This is a genomic window from Vibrio sp. 14N.309.X.WAT.E.F5 (assembly GCF_030397615.1).
GTDB classification, from domain to species: domain Bacteria; phylum Pseudomonadota; class Gammaproteobacteria; order Enterobacterales; family Vibrionaceae; genus Vibrio; species Vibrio lentus.
This window is the reverse complement of the sequence record NZ_JAPNXR010000012.1, coordinates 152,614-165,899: the sequence shown is the minus strand read 5'-3', so window position 1 is coordinate 165,899 and position 13,286 is coordinate 152,614. Positions and strand designations below refer to the sequence as shown.

Genomic DNA, 13,286 nt, shown 5'->3' with positions numbered 1-13,286 from the left:
AACCCGCATCATCAGCTTGGAAGGCTGAGGTAATAGCCATTATACGATGCACGCACACTGTCTTAAGAGTAAGACTGAGGCATCAAGAAGACTGGAGCGTACAGCGGGAATCGAACCCGCATCATCAGCTTGGAAGGCTGAGGTAATAGCCATTATACGATGTACGCACATCGTCTTAACGAGTTTGATAATGCCACATCTAACTGAAAACGAAACCTTTTTCTTTCATTTTTATTCTAAGTGCTCGCATAACCACCACTCCGCTAGTTTTTCAATCATATCTGGCCTTATGAGAGTGAATAAAATGTGACTAAAATCTCGTTAAAAGGAGAGCGAGAAATAATAGTAAATGTCATGCCGTTTTTTTCGATAAATCCACCTTAATTTATAAACCTGTTTTAGTGGTGCTCAGTTGTCATAAATCTAATAAAAATTAAGGTATTTGGAGTGTTAACATAAACTGATTTTTATTCTTGTTTCGGCGTTCGTTAATAACAATCTGAATGCATAAATTTAACTTATTAGCCAGTCAAAACATTCAGTAAACTAATCCCAAATGAGTAGAGTTATAGAGACTTCTAAGCCTTTGCAGAAAAAAGTAACGAGTTCAGTTGATAATTCACGCAAAAGCCTCGTCATTCCGTCTGTCGTTTGGTACATTTGCCGCACATTTTGTCTCCCCTAAAATACCCATGCCTTCTCAGTTCCGAATTAACAAAATTGTTGAAATTGGTGATACTCTTCACCGCAGTGGTTGCGCTCCGTATAAGCTTGAAAAATATACACAATATTATGCTAAAAAGCATGGTGTGGATGTGATGATCCAAGCAACGCCAACCGCGATTAATTATCAGTTTCCAGACGATAACAACGCTGTGATTCTAAAGCGTCTAAAGCCTGCTTCAATTAACCTGAGTTTGTTGGCCAATACGATCATTCGTATTAACCAACCGAGCAGTGAGCCTGTACCAGAGCCTGTCGGTTACTCTAAATTTGTGACTGCACTCGCCAATATGGGGATTCCGCCTGCGTATTTGATGCTGGTGGGCAGTACGTTGGAAGCGGTGGGTTTTTCTGCGTTATTGGGTTTGATGGTTTGGGTCTGTCAGCAAGTTCTTCATTCACGTCGCGCTATCGCGGTTGAGTTCATCTCTGCATTGTTAACCGGTATCTTCGTGGCGTTTTTGGCGAGTACAGGGTTGCCGATTCCGGTGTGGGCATTGTGTATCGCGTCAATCGTTTTGTTCGTCCCCGGATTATCCATAGCCAACGCATTAGAATGTTTGGCGTTTAATGACTTGGTTTCTGGTACTAGCTTGCTAGGGCAGAGCGCCTTAACCCTGATTAAGCTGTTTGTCGGGATTATCATGGGGCTCAACATCGGTGAAGCGATATGGGGACAAGCGGTTTCTATCGACTATACCAATGCGGTACCAATGTGGATGCACATATCCGGCTTGGTGTTGATCTCAGTATCTATCGGTGTGATGTTCAATGCGCGCCCTAAAGACATCTTGCTTGGCTTGCCAGTTGCGGTTCTGGGTATGTGGGGGCCATTCTACCTTGGTTTTGATAGTGGCTGGGTTGTGGGCACTTGGGTAACGACGGTTCTTATTACTTTGTACGGGACTTGGATTGCCAAGAAGATGGAGCTCACGGGCTCTATTTATATCGTGCAAGGGATCATCATCTTGGTTCCGGGTAGCCGAGTATTAGTGAGTGCCAGCCAGTCTGTGTTTGAACAATCGATTCTGCCTATTCCGAGTATTGGTTTGTCGGCGTTATTCATGTTCTCTGCAATCGTGGCAGGGCAAATCACCGCTTACTCAATTTACTCGCCAAAAGTCGAACGTTAAGCCGTTCTGCTTCTCAAATCTTTAAACAAACACAGCTTAATGGCTGTGTTTGTTCGTTTTAGGTGCTGTTCTTTCTACGTTAAATTGCGCTACCGAAAATTGGTTCGATTTGTGCTCGCTAAGCCTAACAAGAGTCATTAAAATGGGGACAAATTCTATTTAAATGAAGTATTAACGTATGTCTTTACCTCCTTGTCCGCAATGCCAATCTGAATATGTCTACCCAGACCAAAACAACCTAATTTGCCCTGAGTGTGCCTATGAGTGGAACCCAGAAGAAGAGCGTTTAGAAAGAGAAGCCGCGCGTGTTAAGGACGTAAATGGCGTTGTATTGGAAAGTGGCGATAAAGTTACCTTCATTAAAGATCTAAAAATCAAAGGCAGTTCTTCTGTACTGAAAATCGGCACTAAAGCGATAATCAGACGAATCAATGAAGGCAAAGATCACCAGTTAGATTGCAAGCTGGATGGTGGCGGTGAAATGCTCGTTACGGCGAAGTACGTTAAGAAGCAATAGCGGCTAATGGTATTGACCTATCATTGCCGTTCAATAATTCTGACTGAGACATTGTCGTAAATCTTCAATAACTTTACGTGGCTTCTCGGCATACTGGTTCGCCTATTAAACAATATTAATTGCCTGAGAATTAAGATGATTAGAGAGTACAACCCAACTGATATTGAAGCTGTTTTAGATATTTGGTTAACCGCCTCGATAAAGGCCCATGACTTTGTGGCTCCTGAGTTTTGGGAGTCGCAAGTGGCTAATATGCGCGACCTATATATCCCGGCATCAACAACTTACGTGTATCAAGTAGACGGTGAGGTTCGTGGCTTTTATTCGCTTTATGAAGGGATCTTAGCGGCGATCTTTGTCAGTACAGAACAACAAGGCAGTGGTATTGGTAAGCAGCTTATTCATCACGCGAAGCTTGAATGCCCGAACCTGTCATTGAATGTATATAAAGAAAACCAAGCGACGATTCAGTTCTACTTGTCTCAAGGATTTTCTATTGTGAGTGAACAAGTTGATGAACATACAGGGCATCAAGAATACACCATGTACTTAGCTTAGGCTTGATAGCTAAACCCGAAAGAGCAGTAACTAGGAATCGAAACTATATGGACATGGTCAAAGCTGATATTTCGCACTCAAGTGTCTTTCATCACTATGTGAATGCTTGCTCTGAGGATGGGTTAGATATTTACACAGGTATTTCTGACAGTAGTGATGCGTATTTAAAAAGGCGAGTCGCTTATTCAAAAGGTGAGGAACTGCCAGAAGGTTGGACGCCTGCTTCTACGTATTTTTGTATCGACTCTGGTCAAATCCTTGGTGTCATAAGAGTTCGTCATGGCACCAGTGAATACATTCATGACGTTATCGGACATATAGGCTACGAGACTTTGCCACAAGCGAGAGGGCAAGGTATCGCAAATCATATGTTGTCTTGGGTTCAACGTCACGTACTTACCGAAAACGCTATTATTACCTGTGAGTACGGCAATATTGCTTCGCAAAAAGTGATTGAGAAGTGTGGGGGGCAGTTCTTAAATACCTTTTACTCAGAGCAAGATAAACACGAAGTTCTACGCTATCAACTAAACCCTAAATGAACACTGAAGCATGGCACCTTCCAATTCTCACTTGCTTGTCGTGAGCGAGCTTTTTGGGAATGAAGCTGCTGGTGATTCTGATTCATTAGTTATAGTTCATTGATTATTGTTGGAGATATTTTGAAGTATTCGACAAGACCCGCTCAGTCATCAGATTATGAATTTCTGTTCGAGCTAAAAAAGGCGGCTGAACTTGAGCCAATTAAGGCTGTTTTTGGCTGGGATGAGCAGATTCAACGAGATATACACGCCGAAGAGTGGGCAGAAGAACGGCCTGAAATCATTGAATATCAAGGTAAAGCGATTGGCAGTGTGTTGTTGCAAGACAAAGACGACCACTTCTATTTTTGCCGGTTCTTCTTACTGCCTGAATATCATGGCAAAGGTATTGGCAGCCAAGTTTTAACGGATTGCTTAGCTCAAGCAGCCAAACTCAATAAGCCTGTGGCGTTGTGTTATTTACAAGGTAATCGAGTTGGGGAGTTGTATTTAAGGTTTGGCTTCGAAATCACCTCGCAAAACGATCAGTTTGTCTATATGTGGCGTGAATAGTTAGTAATAATTGTGATTAACTCATTCCTTTAGCCTGTATCTCCATCAGATAGTTGTCTTAATCTTGCCAACAGAAGACGTTTAAATATGAGAACTGTCAGCTGAATTATAAAATAATGCTAACCATATCAATATTTTATCAATCTGTGTTTTCGGTCTGGATTTTTAATGATAGGGTCGCTGAATAATTATATTGATAAAAATAAAGGCTTTATATGAAACATTTTCTGCCAATGGCTTTGGTAGCTAGCTTAACGGGTTGTATGACGTTACCTCATAATGCGTCGAATACTCTATCTGCTCCTCATGGAGATGGAGCTATTGGTATTACTACGAAGATCATTAAGGTTGGTAGTGCTTATCCGTGTGATACTTTTTCGATTCTAATGTACGAAAAGATTGGTGATGAACTCGCTCAAGAACCGGAGACGTTGAGAATGACAGTCTACGAAGATCTAGAGTACGTATTGTTTGATAATATCAAGCCAGGTAGTTACGTTGTTAAAGAAGCACGCTGCAATGTTCCAAGAGGGATCGCTGTAGACGGATATAAACGTTACCACTCTATCGAAATGTCGAGTGAGTACATGGTTAAACCCAACACATTGACTTTAACTGACGACCTAATCTTTGCTGCTCAGGAAACTGAGAAGGACTTTTATTTCACAGTTGAATCAAGTGAAGAAGTTTCCAATTACCTTGAGGGTCTGCTTGCGGTATCAGATACTATCGGTGAAGAGTGGAATATAGAAACTCCTAAGAGTCAGCAGCTCTAATCGTTCGTTGGCTCCAAAGTACTAGCTGCCTTAAAACTGGTTAACTTAGCTGGAAATTGTAAATAAACTCAATGGTACGCTGTGTCATTGAGTTTATTAGTTTTGAGGGGCGACTTAGATTTGATAGTCAGTAATGCCCGAATGTTACTACTACAGATCTGCACTCTTCATTAAGCCTTCTTTTGGCTCCTAATTGTTTGCCTGCAATATCTTAAAAGTAAAAATCTTGCGACGATACTACCCCAAAATCTGTTTGTAGCATCGCTAGAATCAGAGTTATCGACATTCATTTCCCAATTTTAACTCGGAATTATTAATCTTACTGGTTTCAGTAACTAACGGTTTCTTGCGACTGAACTTTTTACAAGTGCATGAGGCGGAACACCAAAGGCTTTCTTAAAAGCATTAGTGAAATTGGAAGGGTGCTGGTAACCCGCCTCATAAGCCGCTTCGGTTATTGAAACCAAGCCGCGCTCTAAGTGCTGTCGCGCGATATCTAGGCGTCGCTGGCGAATATAGCCGTTGATGGTTAGATTATAAGACTGCTTAAATCGACGTTGTAAATTGGAGATACTCATTGAAAATTTACTCGCGATGCTTTCAAGGCTGAGCGGCTGATCCAAATTGATTTCAATGTAGCTGATGATGTCTTCAATTTTGGCATCAAACCCTTTTGAGGTGGTTACCTCATCAATGCTTTCGTTTAAATCTAAACTCTTCAACGTGCTATTCGAACTGATGATTGATGGACTGGTATTTGATGAAACGAGATTGGCATCCTCAGAAGTACATTGCTGACAACATTGAATTGGCATCTGAGATAAGGTTTGAGCAAGTAACTGCTGGGTCAGCGTCTCTACGACAAGCTTGTCTTGAAAGTTGGTTGGTGTCGCTTGGCTGGTTAATCTGTTGGTGAGTTGAATGATGTCAGCGTTGATCTGTAAGTCGTAAAACGCCTTGTGTGAATCGAGGAATGACTTGCTTGTACAGTGCTCACTTAAACGTGGCTCTACCCATTGAGGTTTAACCAATATGTTGATCTTGTTCATCTTATTGTTTTGGATTAGCGAACGCCTGAAGTTGGCAGGTTTGGCTAAGTTTACTACCACGCCTTGTGGTCCATTGCTGGCATCGAGATCGAACTCAAGATCGTCGTAGCCAAAGGTGAGCTTTCCTTCGAGAAGAATGGTAATCAAGATAGCGGAGTGAGCCGTCGAAACTATGTTGCTGTCGACCAATTCAATACAGCGGCCACCATGCACAAAAATTTGGTCATTGTATTGATAAGAAAGAAACTTTCCCTCAGCAAGCGAGGTCTGCTTGGTTTGACCTTGAGTGACGATAATCTGCTTTTCTGTCTGTTCGAGCTTTTTGGTCAAGGCGACTTTTTTGGTCAATGCAGCTCTCTTTACTGGTGCATTCGCTTTAGCCACAGCCGTTTCGGCAAGTTTAGTTTGCTTTGATGTTACTTCACCCATTTGACCGTTCCTCATAACACCTGTGCGTTTCTGCATAAGCAAATCATCTGTGCATTTATAAATTACAACTCTATCATATTTGCGAATTGTTATCATTTACATCTAGGATTGAATTTATGGAAAGCCCAGTCAACTCAACAATTAAGCTTTCAGCCCTCTGTATTGCCATAGCCAGCGCGTTTAGTAGCCCTGTGATGGCAGAGGAAAACACATCGCACTTTGATGAAGTTGTGGTGTGGGGAACGAGAGTATCGAGCAACACTGAATCGATCATTGCCGATGACATGTCACTCAAGCAAGCTGACCATATGTCAGATCTTCTGCGTGAGATTCCCGGTGTTGATGTTGGGGGAACGCACTCGGTTAACCAACGAATTACCATCCGTGGACTAAGCGAAACTGACTTAGATATTCGTCTCGATGGTGCTTCTCAGCATGCCAACATGTTCCACCATATCGGTAACCTGACTCTTAACCCTGACATTTTGAAATCGGCTGATATCCAAGTGGGTAACAACTCGGTGACGCAAAATGGTTTAGGTGGTTCGGTGCTGTTTGAAACCAAAGATGCGAAAGACTTACTTCGTTATGACGAGAATTTTGGCGCTCGTGTTTATGGCGGCTACGCGACTAATGCAAGTCAGCAAGGTTCTTTAACTGTGTATGGTTTGTTGTCTGATAAGGTCGATGCGATGCTCTACAGCCATTACATGAGTAGAGATGATTTTGAAGACGGTGACGGCAATGAAACCTTCGGTTCAGAAGGGGACGTGTACAACATTCTCGGTAAGATTGGTTTTGAACCGAGTGACTTACATCGCTTTGAACTCTCTTATGACTTGTATCGTGATAGCGGTGATTATAGCCCGCGTCCAGATATGTCTGGCGGTGCGAACGAAGGCTTGTCTAACGATATTCTCATTCCTACCGATTACGATCGTGACACGATAACGGCTAGCTATGAACTGCGTGGCGAAAGTCACCAAGGTAACGTGACTCTGTATAACACAGAAACTGAGATTCAGCGTGATGAAAGTGTTATGGCACCACGTTGGCCATCAAATCGCTTGTCTAACAACACCGCGAAGAACCAAAACTTTGGCCTGAACGCGAAGTTCCAATCGGACTATCGCCTAATGTCGTTTGATAACATCGCGACCTATGGCTTTGACTACATTGATAAGTCATCAAGCAGCTATTATGGCAGCAGCAAGTTTATGGATGAGTCAGCAATTTCTACCGCACTTTTTGTTGAAGACCAGTTCTACTTTACCCAAGCCTTTTCTATCACGGCAGGTGTTCGCTTTGATGATTACCAGCGTAAAGCCGAAACAGGAAACGATGACTTTGACGATGTAACTTGGTCGTTGGCAACCCAATGGGATGTGACCCAAGACTGGACGCTGTTTGCGAGCACCCGTTCGCTGTTCAAAGGCCCAGAGCTGATGGAGACCTTTATTGCTTATCAAGATGCAGCGTTCTTAGCTGACGATATTAAAGCCGAAACAGGGCAGAACACTCAAGGTGGTGTGCGCTTTGATAAGCGTTTAGATAACCACTTCATCGGCGCAAATCTAACTGTATTCCAAACCAATATTGATGATTACATTGCTGAAGAGTATCAACGAGCGAATCAGAGTTATTTGATTTACAACTTAGGCGACGTTGAGATTAAAGGCTTCGAGGCAAGTTTATCTTATGGCTATGAGATGTTTAACAGCAAACTGTCTTATGCGCGTTCAGATACTAAAAACAAAGACACAGGCGGCGCTGTTGCAGGTGGCAATGGACGCAGTATTGATATGGGTGACAGTATCACGCTCACGCTCGATTATCAGTCTGAAGTGCTAGAAACGATCTTCGGTTGGAACTCAATGTTGGTGAAAGACGAAGACAACGTATTTGATGGTCAGCCAATCAAAGAGGGTTACGATGTTCATAACCTGTATGCTCAGTGGGTGCCATCAAATGTGGATGGATTATCTGTCACCTTTGGTATCGATAACGTGTTTGATGAGCAATACACCTCACACGCATCTCGTTCAGGAACAGCTAGAGGTTTTACTTTGGATGACTATGAACCAGGTCGTAACTACAAGCTTTCAGCTGCTTATCAGTTCTAGGAAAGGTTTAAACTCATAGGTTTGGTTAGAGCGATAAACTGGGTCGTAGGGATCCGCAAAGTTTAGCGCCCATAACTGAAGCTATTCTTTTAAGTCGGTCGTTTAAAGCATTCATTTAAGTTATTCGTTTTAGTGATTACTTTAAGTGCTTAGTTTAAGTGAATAGGGAAAAGAAAAGCGCCTCTCGATCTCTTGAGCAAGGAATCGAGAGGCGCTTTTGCTTTATTCGTTATTGTGGGTATCACTCAATAGGCAAAGACAGCACACCACCATTGAGTTCTACTTGGCTCAGCCATTCTGTTGGAATCGCTCCATCTTCTTCGTAGAAACACGCCGCTAATACCGCGCCAATCACAATCGCACGCCCGCAGCTGTCACCACCACATAAGATGTTGTCGCGAATGCCTTGTTTATAATTCTGAGCACCCGCAATGATGCGAATCAGCAGTGGAAACGCAGCACTCAATTCACAATGCAATCCGAACTTCTTCGCGGCATCTGTTATTGAAAGCTCAGGTTCAGCCAATGCTTCATCGATTTGATCGTGTATAAATCTGCTGCAAGTTTGTCGCACCATTTCTACGGACTGTAATGGTGATTTGCCTTGAATTGCTGCTTGAATCAACAGGGTGATGGCTTGCGCCCATTCCACGGCTTTGTCGTTGTTGTTGGTCACTCGTACCGCGCTCTCTACCATCGCTGGTAAGGTGTGAGAGGTAAAAGTACACGCCACTAATGGAATGATCTTGGATATTGCGGGGAGCTGTGTATCGTCTGCGCCGCAAGCTGTAATCGGGGAATCAGCTAACTCTAATTGATGTATGTTCAGCAAGCTCATACGAGTGGCTTTATCAATGTAGCCTCGCCAACTGCCACCAAAATCAAACCAGAAACGGAAGTGTTTGATGTAACTCGCTTCATCGTATTCTTTATTGTCGACTAAGCTATCGACCATCGCCAATAACTGAGCACCATATTGAGATTGTTCGCCTGCGGTTTTTCCTTGGTGCGCAAAGTAGCCCTTGTCTTGATAATCGAATTGATTCGGTGAGCGAAACTCTGGCTCAAAACCCGCTACGTGTAAAATCCTCTCTTGGTCGTAAAGCCAATGCAGCCCCATGGAAGCAGCGTCGCCAACCAAGGCGCCAACAACAGCGTAAAAAGCTCTTTCTTTATGATTGTCCATGTTGAGTGATGTCCTTGAGAAGAATCAACGTAGTTCGATACTTTAAGTATAGTGATTAGGCGAGTATTTTGCTGTGTTTCTAAGAAGAAATATGAAGGGATAAATCCTGATTGGTCAATAACTTAAACCAATCAGGTGAAATTGATAAGGGCAATGAATGGTCGGGTGAGTCGATACTTTTGATTGATGGCGTTACTGATGGTTAAGGTAGGCGCTAGAACGCTGCTCAATCACTTTGAACAGACGCGAAAGTGCAAAGCACAAAGTAAAATATACGAAGCCAACAATCAGCCAGATCTCGAAGATCAACCCCGAGGAGTTTGCCATCTCAGTACCAACAAACGTCATCTCTTGGATCGAAATCAGAGACACAATCGACGTGTCTTTAACCAAGGAGATTGCTTGGCCAGCCAATGGTGGGGTGATGGCAGTTAATACTTGTGGACCAACCACAAATCGATACTTAGACAATGCAGACAAGCCAAGCGAATCGGCCGCTTCCCATTGGCCTTTAGGAATACCTTCTAAACCCGCTCGAATCACTTCCGCAATATAAGCAGAAGAGAGCAAACCAATACAAATGACACCAGATGCTAAGTTTTCCCACAGGTTAGCTGGGCCGAACAGGAAACCTTGAACTGCGTTAATCTCACCATTGTGTTCACGTAAGATACTTTCTAAACCAAGTAATGGAATCAGTTGGTTAGAAACGAAGAAATAGAATATGAAGACAAACACCAGTGGCGGAATATTTCGAACCAACTGGATAAAAATCAGTGCAGGCGTTCTGAAGAAAGCGATTTTAGAGTACCTTGCGACACCAAGTAATGTCCCAAAAGAGAGTGCTAACACCATGCTCCAGACACTCAAGCGCAGTGTTGCGATCAAGCCTTGGAAAAAGTAGGGAATACTGCCTTGAGAAGGTGGAATACAAATCAGGGTAAACGCATCTTCCCATCGCCAATGGTAGTTGATACCAACAGCAGAACGATAATAAAGCCAGCCTGCAAACACACAAATGACAGCGAGTAACACGCCATCTAAAAGAGTAAGGCGTTGCTTCATATGAACGTTGGGCTTAGGTGTTGTTAATGCGCTAGTACTACTCACGTCATTCCTGTTTAAACATTAATTATTATTGGGTTGTTGCTTGGATCTAAAACGAATCAAATTAAGCTACTTAAAAAGGCTACTCAAATCGTCGATGAGAAGGCAGTGCAAACAGTGCACTGCCTTGATTTAGATTCGACAGATTAGCTCATATTAAAAGGTGAGCTCAACTTCAGATTACTGACCTTGAGCAATCTGGTCTTGCCAATCTAAAGTAGAGAACCAGTACTCGTAACGCTCTTTCAACCAACCGTCTTCAGTACGTGCTTTGATCCATTCGTTGAAGAATTCTGCCTTGTCGGTTTCACCTAGGCGAACTGCAAATGCTTCATTACCTTTGGATAGACGCTCTTCAAATGGAATAAATAGCGTGTCTGCGTTTTTGATCGCTTCATGTTCTGGTTTCGGGCTAGACGCGATAACTGCGTGCGCGTTGCCGTTTAACACTTCTTGGAATGCCTGAGCATCGTCATCGAACTGTAGAACTTTCGCTTTAGGGAAGGTTTCACGAGCCACTTGAACTGTGAACGCACCACGACGAGCAGCAATTTTCACGCGACGAGAATCAAAATCAGAGATCTGAGTAAAACCTTCCGCTAGCTCTTTGTTAGCAGCCAGTTGAACACCAGAGTGCGAGTATGGTTCAGTGAACAGCACGCTTTTGGCACGAGCTTCAGTAATAGACATACCGCCGATGATCACATCAAACTTCTTCGATAATAGAGAAGGGATAATGCCATCCCATGCCGTAGGTACAAATTCGACTTTCCAACCTGAATCTTCGGCAAGGCGTTTCGCCACGTCGATTTCGAAGCCAATGAGATCGCCTTGTTTGTTACGCATTGCCCAAGGAACAAATGTCGACATACCAACGCGTAGTGAGCCACGTTCGTTGATTTTATCGAGGTTAGGCGTTTCAGAAGCAAGTGCAGGCAAACTTACGGCAAGCGCAAGTAGGGCTGTAATCGCGGTTTTAAATAGCTTCATGCTGATAAATCCTTATTGTGTTCGCCAGTTAGCTCCGAGCTTATGCTCAAGCCAAGCAGCAACGGCAGAAAGTGAAAGTGTAAGAGCAAGATAAATGATCGCCACAGAGAACCAAATCTCGAATGGCATCGCGGTTTCAGAAACGATGTTTCTGGCTTCGGTTGTCAGGTCGAAAATAGCCATGACACTCACAATCGAAGAGTTTTTAATTAGAGAGATCACTTCATTGGTCAAAGGTGGCAAGGTGCGTTGCACCACCTGAGGAAGAATCACATCCCAGTAAGTATAGGTCTTTGATAAGCCCAAGGATTGAGCCGCTTCAAATTGTCCTCTCGCAATACCATTTAAACCGGCACGAAATATCTCGGCGGTGTAAGCACCTTGGAAAAGTGCCAAGGCTAAAACGGCAGTGCTAAAGCGATCCAGCCCTAATACGGGGCCAAATACAAAATAGAGCAAATAAATTTGTACCAATAACGGCGTGTTACGAATCAGTTCAACATAGCTGGTGGCTAAGGTGCGTCCAACCACAGAATTTGAGTTTCTCAATAGCGCTGTCGTCAAACCGATGATCAACGTAGCGACCAACGAAATCAAAGAGATATTGATGGTAACCAGTAGCCCTTCAACCAACTCTGCTGGCCACCATTCACCATCTTCATAGAAAGCAATATAGTCCGGCACGCGCTCCCACTGCCAGCTGTATCCCATGGTTTGTGCGCCAGAATCGAGGATCCAGACAACCGCAGCCACGAGCACAATAATTTGTACCAAAGCGGATAGGGCGGGTTTAATAATTCGAATCAACATCAATAAGTCAGGATCTGATTTAGGAACGCTTGAGTACGTTCATGTTGCGGGTTTTCAAAAAGCGCTTGAGGCGTATTGGATTCCACAATTTGCCCTTCATCCATGAAGATAACTCGGTCGGCCACTTGTTTCGCAAAGCCCATTTCGTGGGTCACACACACCATGGTGATACCTTCGCTCGCCAATTCAACCATCACATCGAGCACTTCGTTGATCATCTCCGGATCAAGCGCTGAAGTTGGTTCATCAAAAAGCAGTAATTCAGGCTTCATGCACAGTGAACGTGCGATAGCCACTCGTTGTTGTTGGCCGCCAGAAAGTTGTACAGGGTATTTGTTGGCTTGTTCTGCAATGTGTACGCGTTCGAGATAGTGCATTGCAATCTTCTCGGCTTCTTGTTTGCTTTTTTTAAGCGTACGAATCGGCGACAGAGTTAGGTTCTCAAGCACAGTAAGATGGGGGAATAAATGAAAGTGCTGAAACACCATTCCGACTTGACCTGGAGTGCTGAACTTGCGCGGAAGCACTTGCTCTAGCACAGAAAGCTCGCCACTTTCGAAGGGTTCTAGCTGATTGATACAGCGGATTAAAGTTGATTTCCCCGAACCTGATGGCCCGCAAATCACCACTATTTCTCCCTGTTCAATATTTAAATCGATATCCTTTAGGGCATGAAAATCACCATACCACTTGTTAAGTGACTTAAACTTAACCATTTCCTTGAGATTGTTCAAATCGTTGTTCATACCTAGTAAAGAGACAGGTTTACCTTACCAATATAGAAATCTGAA

Annotated in this window: 13 protein-coding genes and 1 tRNA gene; 7 read left to right on the top strand and 7 right to left on the bottom strand. The window is 43.4% G+C overall.

Features of this window, described 5'->3' with window-relative positions; all coding sequences use genetic code 11:
- Positions 1-92: 92 nt before the first annotated feature.
- A tRNA-Gly gene (locus OW495_RS14805) sits at positions 93-167 on the bottom strand.
- Positions 168-692: 525 nt separating this feature from the next.
- Between OW495_RS14805 and OW495_RS14800 the strand changes: the two genes are divergently transcribed.
- The 6 genes from OW495_RS14800 to OW495_RS14775 all read left to right on the top strand — a co-directional run bounded on the left by OW495_RS14800 (position 693) and on the right by OW495_RS14775 (position 4,801).
- Positions 693-1,856: a threonine/serine exporter family protein gene (locus OW495_RS14800; protein WP_017058966.1), complete on the top strand. Its 1,164-nt coding sequence runs from the start codon at positions 693-695 to the stop codon at positions 1,854-1,856.
- Between the two features lie 178 nt (positions 1,857-2,034).
- Positions 2,035-2,373, top strand: coding sequence for a zinc ribbon domain-containing protein YjdM (locus tag OW495_RS14795; RefSeq protein WP_102328354.1), 339 nt, complete (start codon positions 2,035-2,037; stop codon positions 2,371-2,373).
- 135 nt (positions 2,374-2,508) lie between these two features.
- Positions 2,509-2,931 carry an N-acetyltransferase gene (locus tag OW495_RS14790; RefSeq protein ID WP_289887217.1) on the top strand — a complete coding sequence of 141 codons (423 nt, stop codon included), beginning with the start codon at positions 2,509-2,511 and terminating at the stop codon, positions 2,929-2,931.
- Positions 2,932-2,978: 47 nt separating this feature from the next.
- A complete protein-coding gene (locus tag OW495_RS14785; RefSeq protein WP_289887215.1) occupies positions 2,979-3,473 on the top strand; it encodes a GNAT family N-acetyltransferase in 495 nt (164 codons plus the stop codon).
- 120 nt (positions 3,474-3,593) lie between these two features.
- Entirely contained in the window at positions 3,594-4,025 is a 432-nt protein-coding gene (locus OW495_RS14780) for a GNAT family N-acetyltransferase (protein WP_289887214.1), read from the top strand.
- A 215-nt stretch (positions 4,026-4,240) separates the two neighbouring features.
- Entirely contained in the window at positions 4,241-4,801 is a 561-nt protein-coding gene (locus OW495_RS14775; protein WP_289887213.1) for a hypothetical protein, read from the top strand.
- A 335-nt stretch (positions 4,802-5,136) separates the two neighbouring features.
- Here the strand turns inward: OW495_RS14775 and OW495_RS14770 are convergent, their stop codons facing one another.
- On the bottom strand, positions 5,137-6,375 hold the full coding sequence (locus OW495_RS14770; RefSeq protein ID WP_289887212.1) for an AraC family transcriptional regulator: 1,239 nt from the start codon (positions 6,373-6,375) through the stop codon (positions 5,137-5,139).
- Between the two features lie 20 nt (positions 6,376-6,395).
- Between OW495_RS14770 and OW495_RS14765 the strand changes: the two genes are divergently transcribed.
- Entirely contained in the window at positions 6,396-8,402 is a 2,007-nt protein-coding gene (locus tag OW495_RS14765) for a TonB-dependent siderophore receptor (protein WP_289887211.1), read from the top strand.
- Between the two features lie 241 nt (positions 8,403-8,643).
- Here the strand turns inward: OW495_RS14765 and OW495_RS14760 are convergent, their stop codons facing one another.
- The 5 genes from OW495_RS14760 to OW495_RS14740 all read right to left on the bottom strand — a co-directional run bounded on the left by OW495_RS14760 (position 8,644) and on the right by OW495_RS14740 (position 13,241).
- Positions 8,644-9,588, bottom strand: a complete 945-nt coding sequence (locus OW495_RS14760) for an ADP-ribosylglycohydrolase family protein (protein WP_289887210.1) — start codon at positions 9,586-9,588, stop codon at positions 8,644-8,646.
- 192 nt (positions 9,589-9,780) lie between these two features.
- A complete protein-coding gene (locus OW495_RS14755; RefSeq protein ID WP_289887209.1) occupies positions 9,781-10,698 on the bottom strand; it encodes an amino acid ABC transporter permease in 918 nt (305 codons plus the stop codon).
- A 177-nt stretch (positions 10,699-10,875) separates the two neighbouring features.
- Positions 10,876-11,685 carry a transporter substrate-binding domain-containing protein gene (locus OW495_RS14750; RefSeq protein ID WP_289887208.1) on the bottom strand — a complete coding sequence of 270 codons (810 nt, stop codon included), beginning with the start codon at positions 11,683-11,685 and terminating at the stop codon, positions 10,876-10,878.
- Between the two features lie 12 nt (positions 11,686-11,697).
- The gene (locus OW495_RS14745; protein WP_029223351.1) at positions 11,698-12,495 is read right to left on the bottom strand and encodes an amino acid ABC transporter permease; all 798 of its coding nucleotides are present in this window, start codon (positions 12,493-12,495) and stop codon (positions 11,698-11,700) included.
- Positions 12,495-13,241: an amino acid ABC transporter ATP-binding protein gene (locus OW495_RS14740; protein WP_289887207.1), complete on the bottom strand. Its 747-nt coding sequence runs from the start codon at positions 13,239-13,241 to the stop codon at positions 12,495-12,497. Before OW495_RS14740 ends, OW495_RS14745 begins: the two co-directional genes overlap by 1 nt.
- Between the last annotated feature and the right edge of the window lie 45 nt (positions 13,242-13,286).